This window comes from Saezia sanguinis (assembly GCF_963921665.1).
Lineage (GTDB): Bacteria > Pseudomonadota > Gammaproteobacteria > Burkholderiales > Burkholderiaceae_C > Saezia > Saezia sanguinis.
Genome location: NZ_CAWUGC010000001.1, coordinates 1 through 16,354, shown reverse-complemented (window position 1 = coordinate 16,354; position 16,354 = coordinate 1). Strand labels below are relative to the sequence as shown.

Sequence of the window (16,354 nt, the reverse complement as noted above, 5' to 3'; positions counted from 1 at the left end):
CATCACGATACCACAACTCTGCAGTTCGTGACCACTACCTCGCACCAGCCTTATCAACAAAAGGGTTGTGTGCTGAGCGAAATTCTATACGCAATGGCGTTCCTGACAGATCAAATACTGTTCTGAAACGCCCTTCCAGATAACGTTTGTAAGCATCTGTCACATGCTCCAAGGCGCTACCATGAATAATCACTACCGGCGGATTCATGCCGCCCTGATGAGCATAACGCAGCTTTGGACGAAACCGGCCAGCCCGCTTGGGCTGCTGGAACTCCACCGCCTCATGCAAAGTACGCGTCAGTTTGGGAGTGGACAGCTTACGGAATGCGCTGCCATATGCCTGCCCGATGGCTTTCCATAACGGGCCCAGCCCCTGTCGTTTCAGTGCCGAAATACGCAACACCTGAGCAAACCGCATAAACCCCAGACGCTGCTCGATGGAGCGGGTCACAATCTGCCGTTGGTAATCGTCAATCGCGTCCCACTTATTCACTGCCAGCACCACAGCACGGCCATTTTCCAGAATATAACCGGCAATATGCGCATCCTGGTCCGTCACCCCTTGTGTTGCATCCAGCAACAGCAGTACCACATTGGCACTATCAATGGCCTGTAGTGTTTTCACGACAGAAAACTTTTCCACCGCCTCAAACACTTTACCTTTACGGCGCAACCCGGCGGTGTCAATCAGTTCATAAGCCTGCCCCTGGCGCTCCAAGGGCACAGAAATCGCATCCCGGGTTGTACCGGCCTGGTCAAACGCCACCAGCCGTTCTTCACCCAGCCAGGTATTGATCAGGGTCGATTTGCCTACATTCGGACGACCAGCAATAGCCAGCCGGATGGGCCGTTCTGCGTCGTCATCCTCAACCGTTTCTTCATCAACTTCAGGCAGGTTCAGCAGCGCAACAACCTCGTCAGTCAGGCTGCGTACACCCTGCCCATGCGCGGCGGCAACCGCCAAAGGTGTCCCCATACCCAGCTCATGAAATTCAGCCAGTTGCACGCCGTCATGCATGCCTTCCGATTTGTTGACAGCCAAAACAGTCGGCTTGCCCAGCGACCGCAGATAGCGCGCAATGTCATGATCCTGTCCGGTGACACCCGTCCGTGCATCCAGCACAAATACCACCACATCGGCTTCTGCCACGGCCTGCTGCGTTTGTTTGGCCATTTCACGCACAATGCCTGAAGAGGCATCGGGCTCAAACCCGCCGGTATCCACCACGATCAGTTCATGCCCGGCACACACAGCATCGCCATAATGGCGGTCGCGTGTCAGCCCCGCGAAATCAGCCACAATGGCATCTCGCGTTTTTGTGATGCGATTAAACAAGGTGGACTTGCCGACATTGGGCCGTCCGACCAGTGCGACCACAGGCTTCATGCTGCTTTGTGCCTATCTGCGTTGTGCATTATCGATCAACCGGGCCTAAAGCCATAGACAGTACCATTGCGCGTCACAATGATCAGCATGTCTCCCACCGCCACCGGGGTTACAGCAACGCCGGAGCTGTTGGTTGTAAACCGGCCCAGGAAGCTGCCGTCCTGACGGGAAAGCAGGTGTATGTTGCCCTGACTGTCACCAATCACCACCGAGCGCTGCCCTAAAGCCAATGGCGCGGTCAACTGGCGGTAGCGCAACTGGTCGTTGTTCCATACCGCAGCACCAGTCTGCTGGTTCAGCGCCATGATCCGCCCGTCAGACTCTACGGCATAAACATTCTGGTTATCTACTGCCAGGCCCTGGTCACTGTCTGCGCTTTTGCTCCAAAGCACCGCACCGCCAGCCTGTATGCAGGCAATGGCATTCTGGTAGGAGCGTGCACACAAAACATCGCCGTTACGCGCCACGCCACCCACAACATCAGCCAACCGGTCAATTTCGTTGGTTCCGCGTGGGTTTCCTATGGGCAGACCCCACAAAGGCGCCCCGGTATCCGGGCTCACACCATACAAATTGGCAGTCAGCCCCACGATCAGGATATTCCCGTATGCATCCAGTGCGCCATCCCGGCGCAACACCAATGAATCATTGGTATTTTGCTGCTGGCGCCATAAACCAGCCCCGTTGCGGACATCATAAGCCTGAATGGAACGGTCTGTCGCATTCACAAACACGCGCCCACCAGCCACCAAGGGCGGTGTCAGAACCTGTGCAGCAACACGCTTGCGCCACAGTTCCTGGCCTCGTTCATCAAACACAACCAGATCATTATCCCGCGTGACAACTGCGGTATAACGACCATTACTGCCCACACCGGCGGTTAAGCGGGCCCCGGCAGAAGCCTGCCAGATCACCTGCCCGGTGCTGGCATTCAGCATCAGCACCGTGCCATCTCCCCCGGCCAGGGCGACCTGTGTGCCAACCACACGCGGCACCAGCGGAAAGTCAACATCCCCCACACGCGTTGACCATACCTGCGTGGTCGTCAGAAGTGGTGTCACCACAGGCAGTGGTTCCGGCTCCGGCCGGTTGCCCTTGCTGCTGCCAAAACACCCTGCCAGTGACAAAGCGGCACACGTTACAACAATGCTGTTCAGAAGGTACTTTTTCATGAGCGCGGCTCTCCTGCAGGAACCAGGGTTGTCACATCAACCCCTAAAACACTTAATTTATTGGCAACCATCTGTTGAGATTCCGGCAGCATCGCAAGCCCACGGTAGGCCTGGGAATAAGCTGCTTTTGCCTCTTCGATTTTGCCTTGTGCGACATATACCATGCCGCGCTTGTCATTCACCAGTCCTGCAAACGCTTCAGGCACTTCGGTCGCCAACACGGCCAATGCCCGGTCATAGTCTTTCTGGTCCATCAAAATATCGGCAAGCCGCAATACCGCCAGCCCTTTCAGCCCCGGATCGCGGCCATGCTCTGTGACCCAGGACAGGATTTCTTTGGCCGAATCCAACTGGCCCTGGTTATACAGCAGATTGGCTGCCACCAGCGCTGACTGTGACGCATATGTGGCCCTGCCATACTGCTCCTGTATTTCCGTCACCGCCTGTTTGGCCTGATCGGCATCATTGCGCACCAAAGCCTCATTCAGTTTGTCATAAATGACTGCGGCACCGCGTGCCTGCTGGTTCTGCCAGAATTGCCAGCCCACCCAGCCAACAATCACAACCAGCAACACCACTGCCGTCAACGTGATCAGGCGACCGTATTCGGCCCAGAAGCCTTTGAGTTGCTCCAGTTGTTCTTGCTCTTCTAAATTCAGGTTTTTCAGATGTTTTGCCATGATAATGAAATGAATAAATACCTTCTATTCCTGCCTGCTCAAGATTGCGCCCGCATATGCTTTTGAATATGAGTGCTCTCAGCTTAGCACCTCATGATACCAGCTTGAGGCATCATGGATAGGCCTTTGCCATTGTTTCCCCTCTCCGTCACGTAAAGCTTTGATGGTGACCTGAGCTGCTGCCAGCTCATCAGCACCAAATATCAATGCGTAACGTGCTGCACTGGCATCCGCTTTTTTAAACTGCGACTTCATGCTGCCCCAGCCGTTTGGCGTTGCGGCATGCATTTGCACAGCAACCCCCAGCCGGCGCAACTGCTCAAGCAAAGGCGAAACAACCTGCAATGCATCATTTTGGGGGATTATGACATAGACGTCTGCAGCCGGTGCAGCAGGGGCCACATCAAGCTCCTTCACCAGTTCCAGCACGCGTTCAACGCCCATGGCCCAGCCAACTGCAGGCGCCGGTTTTCCACCGATCATTTCAAACAGATAGTCATAACGCCCACCGCCACAAATCGTACCCTGGGCACCGAGCCTGGTTGTAACAAACTCAAATACCGTCAGGTTGTAATAATCCAGCCCACGGACCAAACGGGGATTGAGCTTCCACTGCACACCGTTGGCATCCAGCAAAGACTTGACCTGATCAAAGTGTGCCATCGATGCCGGACTCAAATAATCAATCAACTGGGGCGCTTGTGTCACCAGTTCCTGCATTGACGGATTTTTGGTATCCAGAATTCTGAGCGGATTGCTATGCAGCCGCCTGCGGGCATCTTCATCCAACTGATCCTGATGCGCCTCAAAATACGTGATCAGCGCTTCGCGGTGCTGCCGCCGTTCATCAGGTTGCCCCAGCGAATTCAGCTCCAATTGCACATGCTCGGCAATGCCCATTTCATGCCACAAAGCCTGTGCCATCAAAATCAGTTCAACATCCAGCTCCGGGCCAGAAAAGCCTACCGCTTCAGCGCCTACCTGGTGAAATTGCCTGTAGCGCCCTCTCTGGGGTTTTTCATGACGAAACATCGGGCCAATATAAAACAAGCGTTTAGGGCCATCGTACAAAGCCGAGTGTTCGCTCAGCGCACGAACCACGCCGGCAGTACTTTCCGGGCGCATGCTGAGCTGATCGCCATTCATGCTGTCGGTAAAGGAATACATCTCCTTTTCGACCACATCGGTCACCTCTCCCAGGCCACGTACAAACAGCGACGTGAACTCCAGAATCGGTGTACGGATATTGCGGTAAGCATAGCGAGCCATCAAATGACGAACCTTCTCCTCCAGCCACTCCCAGGTTGCCGAATCGGGAGGCAGAATGTCGTTCATCCCCTTGATTGCCTGTATCTGTTCCATGAATAACTCTTTAACTTATTTTAAAAATGGATGCTTACTCTTCTTCGACAACACCGTTGCCAGCCCCATAACGCTTACATACATAATCATTGATGATGCCTAAAAAATCATCCGCAATATGCTCACCTTTCAGCAGCAGTTCCCGCTTGCCGTCGATAAATACAGGCGCAGAAGGCGCTTCGCCATTCCCCGGCAAACTGATGCCGATATCCGCATGCTGGCTTTCCCCGGGGCCGTTCACAATACACCCCATCACGGCCACTTTCATCGACTCAACCCCTGGATATTGCACACGCCACTTAGGCATCATGGCCCGCAGATATTCGTCCGTTTTCTGTGCCAGTTCCTGAAACAACGTACTGGTGGTACGACCGCAACCGGGACATGCCGTTACACTGGGCACATAGTGACGCAACCCCAGCGACTGTAAAATCTCCTGCGCCACAACCACTTCCTGTGTGCGTGCTTCGCCGGGCTGGGGCGTCAATGATACACGAATTGTGTCCCCAATGCCGCGCAGCAGCAGTGGAGATAGCGCCGCCGTAGAAGCCACTGCGCCCCGAAATCCCATGCCGGCCTCAGTCAGCCCCAGATGCAGGGGATTGCGGCACTGCTGCGACAACGCCTGATACACGGTGATCAGATCACAAACCTGGCTCATCTTGCAGGAGATCAGCACCTGTGCCGGATTCATCCCCAGCGCCTGTGCCGAATGCGCCGACTGCAGCGCAGATGTCACAACAGCCTGATACATGATCTGCTGCGGATCCAAAGGCGTCTGGCGCTTTGCATTTTCATCCATCAGGTCTGCCAGCAATTCTTGATCGAGACTTCCCCAATTGACGCCAATGCGAACCGGTTTATCGTATTTCAGCGCCATCTCAATCATTTGCGCAAACTGGCTGTCGTGCTTATTTCCCTTACCCACATTTCCCGGGTTGATGCGGTATTTGGACAAAGCCTGTGCGCACTCAGGGTATTCTGTTAACAGCTTATGGCCGTTATAGTGAAAGTCCCCAATCAGGGGGACATAAACGCCCATGCGATCCAACTGCTCCCGAATGTAAGGCACTGCCTGTGCTGCTGCCGGCGTGTTGACGGTAATGCGCACCAGTTCAGACCCCGCGTTGGCCAGCTCTTTCACCTGAATGGCTGTGGCAATCGCGTCTTCGGTATCGGTATTGGTCATGGACTGTACGCGTATCGGCGCGTCCCCGCCGATAGAAACGACACGTCCGGCCCAAGCAACCTGCGCCTGTAATGTTTGGCGCTTCATCGGGACAACAGGGGCAATGATGGGAAAAGCCGGCAGATCTTTATCCGCAGAACTGGTCATTACTTCACCTCAAAGCGTGCCACATTTCCTCGGCTATAAGGCGTCAGGTCAAATGGTTTGCCCCGTACCTGGACTGTCGTTGCGCCAATAGCGCCCACAACAACATTCACCGGGGCGTTTTTCAGCAGTACATCCAACGTATCGCCTGCGCGCAGCAGCCGCTCGGCCAATACATCTCCGTTCTGGGCTGTCACCGTAATCCAGCTTTCAGCCGTTGCTGTGAAGCGGATGCGGTCATTTCCACCGACAGTTGCCGCGCTGGCCTCATCGTTGAGAACGGGGCTGGGCATCACAGCGGGCGCCAACTGAGAAGCAGCACCTGTTGTTGCACTTTGTGTGTCACCATCATTCACCAGTAATGAAGGCAGCGCTGCATTAGGTGCCACAACCACCACGGACTCTGTCGCATCTGGCTGTGAAACAGGTTCTGCCAAAGACAGTGTGGTGCTGTGTTCAATCGCAGCAGGAAGCACGACTGTCGCTGCATTCTGGCCGTCTTCCTGACCGATCACCGACAGCCAGGCATCTCGCCACTGTGCCGGCATAAAATAAAGTACCAGCAGCACTATCAGAAGAACAGCAAAAAACATCCACCACAACTTGGACCCTTTTTTACGCCCTTTTTGCGGCTTTAGCACCATGGGGCGCAAGCCTGCCGACATGTCAACACCTGCACCAATGGTGCTTTGGGGCTGCACGCCTGGCAACAGGCTCAACACCGCTGAATCATCTATCCGCAGACGTTTGCAAACCGCAATCGCCAGGCTGCGTGTAAAAGCAGTATCCGGCAGCAGATCATACTGGTCGGCTTCAAGTGCCTGCAGTTTATTGACCGGTACTTTCAGGATGGCCGCCAGCACGTCCAGATCCATCCCCTGCGCCTGGCGTGCTTCACGCAGCAGATGCCCCGCACTCGCCGCAGCAGATGGCGTATTCAAGGCATCTGCTGCTACCTGATCCGGCACCAAGTTATCTGTTTGATCGCTCACAGCGTAAAGTCGCCTCTCTCTAATGCCGCACGCTCTTTAGAGGCCGGGAAATTTGCACGCAGCACCCGTGCCATCTGGCTCATGCGATAGGCATCACCCTGCTGGCGGGCAATCTTAATGCCCAGCCACAGCGCTGCCGAATTCAGGTTATTCAGGCCAGGCAACTGGTCAAAATAATACTTTGCGCCCTGCACATCATTGCGGTTAAACATGAAGTTGGACAATTGATACAGTGCGTATACATTGCGCGGATCCAACGATAACGCCTGATGGAACGCATTTTCTGCCTGCACCACATTGCCAGCCTCGGCATAACAGGCCCCAATTGCAGCCCAACTGCTGGCCTTGTTCGGGTAGGATGGAATCGCAATCGCCTGCTGCAAAGAAGCAATTCCTTCGGAAGTTTGCTTGTTAGAGCATAAAGCGGCACCATAGTTATGCAGGTAGTCGCCATTGCTTTTATCAATAGACGCCGCCTGCCTTAAGAAGGCCAGCCCCTGCGCCTTGTCCCCCATCTGGTCATAAATCATGCCTTTGAGAGAAATGGCCTCAGGTGCATTGGGTTTGGCTTCCAATGCCTTATTCACATCATCCAACGCAACCGAATATGCGCCGGCCTGGTAATACGCCACGGCCAGTTGCAACCGGGCCTCATAACGTTTCTGGTTATCAACCGGCGCGCGCGTTGCTGCAGCCATATTGGTGTCCGGTATTCCCCCTGTGCCTGACAACTGCGTGGTTTCCGTGGTCACACACCCGGCCGCACCACATAACACAGCAGCAGCCGAAACACCAATCCATAACCTGGCGGAAAAGAAACTCCGCATGCCTTTACTCATGTGTTACCCTTTCTAGTTGCAATGTCACCATGCGTTCACGGACCCGGGTCCTGTCTTGCACCTCGCCAGCCAACTGACCGCAGGCAGCATTGATATCATCACCTCGCGTTTTACGTATTGTGGTCACAATTCCTGCATTTTGCAAAATTTTCGCAAATATCTGAATCTGAGCAGTAGGGGAACGTTTTAAGCCAGAACCTGGAAACGGGTTGAATGGGATCAGATTCAGTTTGCAGCGTATGCGTCGGCTCAGCAATGCAACCAGTTCATGCGCATGTGCTGGCGTATCATTGATCCCATCGAGCATACAGTATTCAATGGTGATGAAGTCGCGTGGCGCCTTATCCAGATAACGCTGGCAGGCATCCAACAGGTCGTCAATCGGATGTTTGCGATTCAATGGCACCAATGTATCCCGCAGTGCATCATTGGGTGCATGTAAAGAAATCGCCAATGCCACCGGACAATCCTCGCGCAGGCGGTCAATCATCCGCGACAGCCCCGAAGTTGACACCGTGACCCGCCTTCTGGAAAGGCCATAGCCATAATCATCCAGCATCACCCGCAATGCCGGTACCACGGCATGGTAATTTTGCAGCGGCTCGCCCATACCCATCATCACCACATTGGTGATCACCCGGTCTGTGCGCTGCAGACGCCCCCGCAGAAAAAACTCGGCCTGGCGCAATTGCGCCAGAATTTCTCCGGTGCTCAAATTCCGGCTGAAGCCCTGGTGGCCCGTCGAGCAAAAACGGCATCCCATGGCACAGCCAGCCTGGGAGGAGATGCACAGCGTACCCCGATCCGTTTCGGGAATAAACACCGCTTCAATCGCGTTACCGGCCCCCACATCAAACAGCCATTTGACGGTACCATCTGCCGATTCATGGCATGACACCACTGGCAGAGAACCAATTTCAGCAACTTCGGCCAACTGCTGACGAAAGCTGGCCGAAATATCCGTCATTTGTTCCCAGTCATTTTCGCCGCGCTGATGAATCCAGCGCAGCAACTGCGTGGCACGGAAACGCTTTTGCCCCAGCGACTCACAAAAGTCAGCCAGTTTCTCGCGGTCGAAATCAAGTAAATTGACTTTCACGATCTACGTCCATGCCACCCAAGACTACAAAATCAGCGGCTGTAAATGTTCATGCCCGGAAAGAAAAACGCCACTTCCACAGCAGCGGTTTCCGGTGCATCGGAACCGTGCACTGCGTTGGCATCAATGCTGTCGGCAAAATCGGCACGGATGGTCCCTGCTGCTGCCTTTTTAGGATCAGTTGCGCCCATCAGCTCACGGTTCTTGGCAATGGCGCCTTCGCCTTCCAGCACCTGAATCATCACCGGGCCGGAGGTCATGAAATCAACCAGGTCTTTGAAAAAGGGACGCTCTTTATGCACGGCATAAAACTGGCCAGCTTCCTGCGCAGACAGATGCACCATTTTGGCCGCAATGATTTTCAACCCAGCTTTTTCAAAGCGGCCATAAATCTGCCCGATCACGTTTTTAGCCACTGCATCGGGTTTGATAATGGAAAGCGTACGTTCAATTGCCATGATTTTCCTCTGAAAATGAAATATAACTTAAATAAATTGTCTATTTTACCTGTAGTCTGGCCTTTTGACGAAAACCACAGTTGAACGCTTAATGACTTCTGCCGCCACCGCGTGAGTTGCGCCGCTTATAGCTGTTGCCAGCACCAAACCCCGCGCTATTACCCCCAGCAGGCCGGCTGCGTCTGGATGCAATACCCGATGGCGTAATGAAGCGGTCATGCTCGATATAGCCAACAGAGGTTTTCATCGGATCAGGCTGATTTTTAGGGTTGCTGCGCGACCCCTGAGGAGAATTCCGCCTGCCGCTGCCCATGCCAGGCCTGCTGCTCCGCCGCTGAGAGCCTCCTCTGGCAGGCTCATTGCCCTGAATGGCGGTCATCGCCTTGCCACCCACCAGTTTGCCCAATGACTTCAGCTCATCGTCAGAAAGCTCAATCCAGTGTCCCTGTCTCAGGTTGGACGGCAACACCATCGCGCCATAGCGAATACGGATCAGGCGGCTGACGGCATGCCCAAGAGATTCAATCATACGCCGCACTTCACGGTTACGCCCTTCACAAATCACCACCCGGTACCACTGGTTGGCACCTTCGCCGCCACCGTTTTCAATGGTCTTGAACTGGGCGCGCCCGTCCTCAAGCTCAATCCCGTCCAACAGGCGCTGCTTTTCCTCATCTGACAGCCCGCCCAATACCCGTACGGCATACTCGCGCTCAATGCTGAAACGCGGATGCATCAGCGAATTGGCCAGTTCACCGGAATTGGTGAACAACAGCAGTCCTTCTGTATTCAGGTCAAGGCGGCCAATAGACAACCATTTCCCCTGCGACAGCTTGGGCAGTTTACGAAATACAGTCGGGCGGCTCTGCGGGTCGTCCCTGGTCACGATTTCCCCGGCCGGTTTATGGTATGCCAATACCCGCGCAGGCGGAGGCGCAATCTGTACCCGGATGGTTTTACCATTGACCCGGACCTGATCGCCGTACTGAATCCGCTGGCCAATATGTGCCGGCTCCCCGTTGACAGAAATCCGGCCCTCCAGAATCAGTTGCTCCATTTCCAGACGGGACCCCATCCCGGCCTGCGCCAGCACTTTATGCAGCTTGGGGCTATCCGGCTGAGGCTGCAATACCCGTTTATTGACGGCCGCGCCCGTTTCAGCGGCACCGCCCATACCATCATCAAAACGGCCGGAAACAATGTCATCAAAAGAAATATGCCCATCGTCCACCTTGGCTGCATGGCGGGCCACTGGTTTTTCTCCGGCAGATAAATTATTGCCATTACGCAGATTCTTACGCCGTGTTCGGCTGACAATGGCACGCAGACCGCGTCCGCGCCGCTCAGTAGGATACCGGGGCTGCGAAGCATTGGCACCCTCTGTGCCGGCTTGCTCTCCCTCTGCGGAAACACCTGAATAGGTTACATCACCCCGCTCCGTCCCGGCTTGAGCGGCTGTATCCGGAGCTGTACCCGTATATGGCAGATCCGGCATTCCCGCAACAAGATTCACAATAGGCTCTTTATAAGCCGCCGGCTTAACAGCCTCATCGGCCTGGTGCGGAATTACCTCTGCTGGCGCCACAGCATCATGCAGTTGTTTCCCATCCGCAGCAGTTGCTGCTGGCTTTTGCATTTCTGCATCTGCATCTTTTTTGACTCTGGGTTTACGCACGCGCTTTGGTTTTTCAGCCGCAGCGTCCGCTGCATCTGCTGTTGGCTGCGCTGCCTTGGTACGTCTTGTTTTGGGGCGTGCTGTACTCACTGGCTGCTCGGGCAACTCATTGGATGGTTCAGCCACATCCAGGTTTCCGTCTATCTCACTGCTATTCATTATCTTTATCTAATCCTTGTTGGCTGGGACTTTCATCATCCCGAATTTCTATTTCAGTTCCATCGGACTCATCTGCAGGCACACTCTGTTCAACCTGTTGCGGCTGACTATCACCCTCGATCAGCAGGGATACCTGCACCTCCTGCATCATGGCGTCTACCTTCTGCTCCATCTGATCACTGTCCATCGCCGGCAAATCTCCAAGCGACTCCAGCCCCAAATCATCCAAAAACTGCGCCGTGGTCGCATACAATGCCGGGCGTCCAGGCGTTTCCCGGTGCCCAATGACTTCAATCCAGCCCCGGTCTTCCAGCTGCTTCACAATTTGCGTGCTGACAACAACACCGCGAATATCTTCAATGTCTCCGCGTGTGACCGGCTGCTTATAAGCAATAATCGCCAGCGTTTCCAAAGTGGCCCGTGAATACCGGGGCGGTTTTTCCGGGTTGAGCTTTTCCAGATACTGCCGCATCTGCGAGCGGCTCTGAAAGCGCCAGCCTGAGGCCACGCATGTCAGCTCAATGCCTTTATCTGCCCATTGCTGCTGCAACTGATCCAGCATCATGCGCACACTGTCAGTACCCACCTCTTCATCAAAAAGCGCCGTAAGATCGCCCACCGTCATCGGGCGATCTGCGCAGATCAAAGCAGTTTCAAGAATGCGCACCGCATCCAAAGTATTCATGGAATTTCAACCCAGCAAACGGCAACAGCTGCCAGTATTTATTGCACTCAAGCTATTTAGATCAGATCTGAAAGAAAAGCACGCTGCATCAGCATACGCACATCCCTGATATAAGCCATATTGATCTGTAATGGATTGATCGGCTGTAAAAATATATCAGGTTTTGAAATTGTTACAGATTGTAACCAAGCCCCGCCATTCTAACAGCAAGTGAAATATCTTTTGGACATTCTTGCTCAAAATATAAACCCTGTCCGCTGACAGGATGTTGCAAGGAAAGCCGGCACGCATGCAACGCTTGTCTTGTCATATTATACGACAACTGCCCCCCGTACAACAGATCTCCAACCAAAGCGTGTCCGATAAACGCCATGTGAACCCGAATCTGGTGCGTCCGCCCGGTATGCAGCCGGCACTGTACCAGGCTGACCTGTGAGTTTCCTTCAAGCAGCGTCACATCGGTCCGGGCAGGTTTACCCTGGCTGACCACCGCCATCTTCAGACGTGATTTCGGATCCCTGCCGATCGGTGCCTCAATGACACGTTCGCCATCATGGTATGCAGCAGGCCAGCTACCGTGCGCCAAAGCCAGGTATTCGCGCCGCACCTCCCTGGCTGCGATCATCCGCACCAGTGCCGTACAGGCCTCCAGAGTTCGCCCCACCAGCATCAGCCCGCTGGTATCCTTGTCAAGACGGTGCACAATCCCCGCTCTGGGTAACTGGGCGGCCTTTGAATCGTAGGCCAGCAGGCCATTGAGCAAGGTCCCGGACCAGTTCCCCGCAGCCGGGTGCACAACCAGCCCGGCCGGCTTATTGATAACCAGCAAATGGGCATCTTCGTACACAATATCCAAAGGCACGAGCTCTGCCCGAAAGGCCAGTGTGTCCGGCGTGGGCCTGAGTTCGGCTTCAATCACCTGCGCAGCAGGTATGCGTGCTGCCGCCTTGCCTGCAACCTCACCATTCACCCTGACCGCGCCATCGGCAATCAGCTTTTGCAGGTAGCTGCGGGAAAACTCCGGCACCATTTCGACTAAAATCCGATCCAGCCGTTGCCCGTGTTGTGCCGCGCTGACAGATTGCTTTCTGGTTTCTATCTCCTGCGCGCTTCCCTCCCCTTCATCCTCATCGGCGGACGGCGATGTCATCTTTCTTCCCGAAGTCGATATAATCATGCTAATTTCACTTACTTATCGTTGCCCATTTAAATTCACAAGGGGTTGTCTGTGCGCAGGTTTGACTTTTTGAAAAATTTCTCGTGCCGTTTGAGTTATGGCATTTCCATTACCGCACTGGCATTGCTGTTATCGGCCTGCTCTTCAACCAAAGACCAGGACGAAACAGCCGGCTGGACGCCCAACAAATTGTACTCTGAAGCCCAGAGCGCCATGATCAGCAGAGATTATGACAAGGCGATTGAGTACCTCAACAAACTTGAAGGGCGTGCCGCAGGCACCATGCTGGCACAGCAGGCACAATTGGAAGCCGCCTACGCCATGTATAAAAACGGCGATAAGGAAGATGCCGTCACGGCCCTGGACCGCTTTATGCAGCTTCACCCCAGCAGCCCGGCTTATGATTATGCGCTGTACCTGAAAGCGCTGGTCAACTTCAATGACGACCTGGGATTTTTTGGCTCCATCTCCAACCAGGATCTGTCCGAGCGTGACCAACAGGCAGCCAAAGCATCTTTTCAGACTTTCAGCGAACTGGTAACGCGTTTCCCTGACTCGAAGTATGCAGCCGATGCCCGCCAGCGCATGGTCTATATTGTCAATGCGTTAGCCCAGTCCGACGTGCACATTGCACGCTACTACTATACACGCGGTGCCTATGTGGCCGCGGCCAACCGTGCACAGGAAGCCATTCAGAGCTATCAGCAAGCCCCAGCACTGGAAGAAGCGCTCTACATCCTGTACATGTCCTACGATAAACTGGGAATGCCCCAGTTGCGTGATGACGCCAAACGGGTGCTGGACCATAACTTCCCCGACAGCAGCTTCTTAACCCAGGGCTTCAGAGGCAGCAAACCCTGGTGGCAGTTGTGGTAAACAAAACACACGGCATATCTTTCCACACGCTATAAAACCGGTGGTCTGATTTGAAAAATTGTGCGGCATTTTGCCGCACAATTTCATTTAGCCCCCTGTTTTCCTGCGGCAAGGTTTTCAGCATAGGCCAGTGCCTCATCCACCGTGCCAAGACGGCGCATAGGGGGCAATGCCGCCAGCAGGCGCCTGCCATACCCCATGGTCACCAGCCGGGGATCACACACCACCAGCAGACCCTGATCTGTTTCACGGCGAATCAGGCGCCCGGCCCCCTGTTTTAGCGCCACCGCCGCTTCCGGGATGGATATTTCTGCAAAAGCGCTCCCACCTTCACTTTCTACACGCTCGCAGCGGGCCTGTATCAGCGGGTCATTCGGTGGCGGAAAAGGCAGCTTGTCAATCATCACCAGTTGCAAGTCTTCCCCTGCAACATCAATGCCCTCCCAGAACGATTGGGAACCCACCAGCACACTGCTGGCAGCCGTATTCCGAAACAACTCCAGCAGTTCCCGCTTCGGGCGTGTTCCCTGCACCAGAACCTGAATATCCAGCCCCTGCGTTTCAAACTGCTGCTTTAAAGCCTCGCCAATGATCCTGAGTGCGCGCAGGGTTGTTGTCAGCACAAATGAACGCCCCCCCAGTTTTGCAACCAGTTGCGCCGCCAGGCCAGCAACAGCCTCAAGGTGCTCGGCCTCATTGGGCTTGGGAAAACTGCGTGGCACGAACAAGGCTGCCTGCTGTGCATAATCAAAAGGACTGTTAAACCTCCTGATATCCGCGTGCTCTATGCCCACCTGCCGTGTAAACCAGCTCAACTGCTCATCAGCCCCTAACGTGGCTGAAGTAAAAATCCATGACTGTGCCCCCTGAAAACAGCGCTCCTGCATGGCCTGCGCAATATCCAAAGGGGATTCAATCAGCCGCAGTGAAGCTCCAGCCTCTATCCAGCGCACCATTTGCGCCGCTTTGGGATGGTTAAAATTATCCAGCCGCTGCTGTAACGATTGTGCACGCTCATATAGCCGGGCCAGATCAGGAGACGTCTCCGTCACTTTTTCCAAGGCCTGCTTTACTTGCAGCAGGCACGCGCTGGCCTTGGCTAACCCCTGCGCCCACTCCTGGGCATCGATCTGCTGCGGCACTGTTTTTTCCCATGCCATGCGCGCATTCATTGGCAGTTTGCGACACGTCAGCTTCAACTCCCGCACCGCCTGCTCGCATTCGTCACGCAGTTGGGCCCAGTTCTGCAAACCACGTGCATACATCAAACCGGCAGCAAGCATGTCGCGGGAAAAATCAAGCATCTGCGATGTTGACCATGTTACCCCCAGAAACTGCAAACCCGTTTCATTGAGCTGATGCGCTTCGTCAAAAACCACCACATCCACCGTCGGCAGCAACTCCGCCACACCGGATTCACGCACCGCCAGGTCAGCAAAAAACAGATGGTGGTTCACAACAATCACATCCGCGCCCATGGCTTCCCGTCTGGCAAGCATCAGGTGGCATTGGCGGTAATACTGGCAGTCACTGCCCAGACAGTTTTCCCGGTTGGAGGTCACCAGTGGAATCACACCGGAACGCTCGCCCAGGCCGCTCATCTCGGCCAGATCGCCGGTGCGTGTTCCCTGTGCCCATAAAATGACACGCGTCAGGTCACGCTGCTCATATGGCGTCAGCGTATGCTGTTCATGCTGTGCCACATGAATCCGGTGCAGACACAGGTAGTTATTGCGGCCCTTGAGCAATGCCGTTTTGAGCGGCAATTGCAGCGCTTTGCGCACATGTGGCAAATCGCGCCAGAACAACTGGTCCTGCAAGCCCTTTGTCGCAGTAGAAATCAATGTTTTACGACCACTGAGCAATACAGGCACCAAATACGCAAATGTTTTACCGGTACCGGTCCCCGCCTCCACCACCAGTTGGCTGCGCTGTGTAATGGCTTGCCCCACGGCCTGAGCAAACTCTGTTTGCAACTCGCGGCTGAGGAAATGGGGATCCGCCTGCTGCAACACCCCACCCGTTGCAAATGCCCTGGCAATGGCGTGCTCGAACTCCGAAGAGTGTTCTTGCGGTGGGTTCATCGCCACAGAAACCCTTTTATGATCACCGGTATCAGATACAAACGTTTCCCCTCGCTGCCGCTATGCCAAATCCCACCCGATTGGGTGTCTTTTCATCAAACCCCATTTTACCCGGTAGAGAGAGTGATCCTTGAAACTCATGCCAAAATGCATCAAAATGAAGTTGCACGCCTTATAACGTGCTATGATTTAGCCGTGCAGTCAGTACAAAGTCTCACTTTCTGCATTTTTTTAAGCTGTTCTGATGATTTAAGAACTTGTTCACGATCTTTTAAGTAGTAGCGTAAGGAAAGCCATAAGGACAAACTGTAAGCTGGTGTTGAGCTTGCGTTCACAGTTTTTCCATAGTCTGCGGTTTTTCTCCAACCATGCAAAG

14 protein-coding genes and 1 pseudogene are annotated in these 16,354 nt (G+C 54.4%); 1 reads left to right on the top strand and 14 read right to left on the bottom strand.

The annotated features are described in order from the left end of the window. Nucleotides 1–34: 34 nt before the first annotated feature. The 12 genes from der to AACY98_RS00020 form a co-directional block, all read right to left on the bottom strand. Complete coding sequence (der, locus tag AACY98_RS00075) at nucleotides 35–1,387, bottom strand: ribosome biogenesis GTPase Der (RefSeq protein WP_339800027.1); 1,353 nt, start codon at nucleotides 1,385–1,387, stop codon at nucleotides 35–37. A 35-nt stretch (nucleotides 1,388–1,422) separates the two neighbouring features. Next, nucleotides 1,423–2,559, bottom strand: a complete 1,137-nt coding sequence (bamB, locus tag AACY98_RS00070) for an outer membrane protein assembly factor BamB (RefSeq protein WP_339800024.1) — start codon at nucleotides 2,557–2,559, stop codon at nucleotides 1,423–1,425. Beyond that, nucleotides 2,556–3,239: a YfgM family protein gene (locus AACY98_RS00065; protein ID WP_126979339.1), complete on the bottom strand. Its 684-nt coding sequence runs from the start codon at nucleotides 3,237–3,239 to the stop codon at nucleotides 2,556–2,558. The genes bamB and AACY98_RS00065 overlap by 4 nt, the downstream gene beginning before the upstream one ends. Nucleotides 3,240–3,317: 78 nt before the next feature. Next, nucleotides 3,318–4,601, bottom strand: a complete 1,284-nt coding sequence (gene hisS, locus AACY98_RS00060) for a histidine--tRNA ligase (protein WP_126979337.1) — start codon at nucleotides 4,599–4,601, stop codon at nucleotides 3,318–3,320. A 34-nt stretch (nucleotides 4,602–4,635) separates the two neighbouring features. Then, nucleotides 4,636–5,937: a flavodoxin-dependent (E)-4-hydroxy-3-methylbut-2-enyl-diphosphate synthase gene (gene ispG / locus AACY98_RS00055; protein WP_423817494.1), complete on the bottom strand. Its 1,302-nt coding sequence runs from the start codon at nucleotides 5,935–5,937 to the stop codon at nucleotides 4,636–4,638. After that, nucleotides 5,937–6,926, bottom strand: coding sequence for a helix-turn-helix domain-containing protein (locus AACY98_RS00050; protein WP_339800020.1), 990 nt, complete (start codon nucleotides 6,924–6,926; stop codon nucleotides 5,937–5,939). Before AACY98_RS00050 ends, ispG begins: the two co-directional genes overlap by 1 nt. Continuing rightward, entirely contained in the window at nucleotides 6,923–7,765 is an 843-nt protein-coding gene (gene pilW, locus AACY98_RS00045; protein WP_339800018.1) for a type IV pilus biogenesis/stability protein PilW, read from the bottom strand. Before pilW ends, AACY98_RS00050 begins: the two co-directional genes overlap by 4 nt. After that, the gene (rlmN, locus tag AACY98_RS00040) at nucleotides 7,758–8,867 is read right to left on the bottom strand and encodes a 23S rRNA (adenine(2503)-C(2))-methyltransferase RlmN (protein WP_423817504.1); all 1,110 of its coding nucleotides are present in this window, start codon (nucleotides 8,865–8,867) and stop codon (nucleotides 7,758–7,760) included. The genes pilW and rlmN overlap by 8 nt, the downstream gene beginning before the upstream one ends. A gap of 29 nt (nucleotides 8,868–8,896) precedes the next feature. Then, on the bottom strand, nucleotides 8,897–9,322 hold the full coding sequence (gene ndk / locus AACY98_RS00035) for a nucleoside-diphosphate kinase (protein ID WP_339800013.1): 426 nt from the start codon (nucleotides 9,320–9,322) through the stop codon (nucleotides 8,897–8,899). Between the two features lie 88 nt (nucleotides 9,323–9,410). Then, entirely contained in the window at nucleotides 9,411–11,156 is a 1,746-nt protein-coding gene (locus AACY98_RS00030; protein ID WP_339800011.1) for a pseudouridine synthase, read from the bottom strand. Then, nucleotides 11,149–11,841, bottom strand: coding sequence for an SMC-Scp complex subunit ScpB (gene scpB / locus AACY98_RS00025; protein WP_339800008.1), 693 nt, complete (start codon nucleotides 11,839–11,841; stop codon nucleotides 11,149–11,151). Before scpB ends, AACY98_RS00030 begins: the two co-directional genes overlap by 8 nt. 172 nt (nucleotides 11,842–12,013) lie before the next feature. Next, entirely contained in the window at nucleotides 12,014–12,991 is a 978-nt protein-coding gene (locus AACY98_RS00020; protein WP_339800005.1) for an RluA family pseudouridine synthase, read from the bottom strand. Nucleotides 12,992–13,087: 96 nt separating this feature from the next. Here AACY98_RS00020 and AACY98_RS00015 point away from each other — a divergent pair, with 96 nt between their 5' ends. Continuing rightward, nucleotides 13,088–13,894, top strand: a complete 807-nt coding sequence (locus AACY98_RS00015) for an outer membrane protein assembly factor BamD (RefSeq protein ID WP_239442124.1) — start codon at nucleotides 13,088–13,090, stop codon at nucleotides 13,892–13,894. 83 nt (nucleotides 13,895–13,977) lie between these two features. Here AACY98_RS00015 and AACY98_RS00010 read toward each other — a convergent pair whose 3' ends face one another. Both AACY98_RS00010 and AACY98_RS00005 read right to left on the bottom strand, forming a co-directional pair. Next, nucleotides 13,978–15,978, bottom strand: a complete 2,001-nt coding sequence (locus tag AACY98_RS00010; protein WP_339799997.1) for an ATP-dependent DNA helicase — start codon at nucleotides 15,976–15,978, stop codon at nucleotides 13,978–13,980. A gap of 261 nt (nucleotides 15,979–16,239) precedes the next feature. Next, nucleotides 16,240–16,354 (bottom strand): annotated as a pseudogene (locus AACY98_RS00005) (IS5/IS1182 family transposase); the annotation flags it as partial.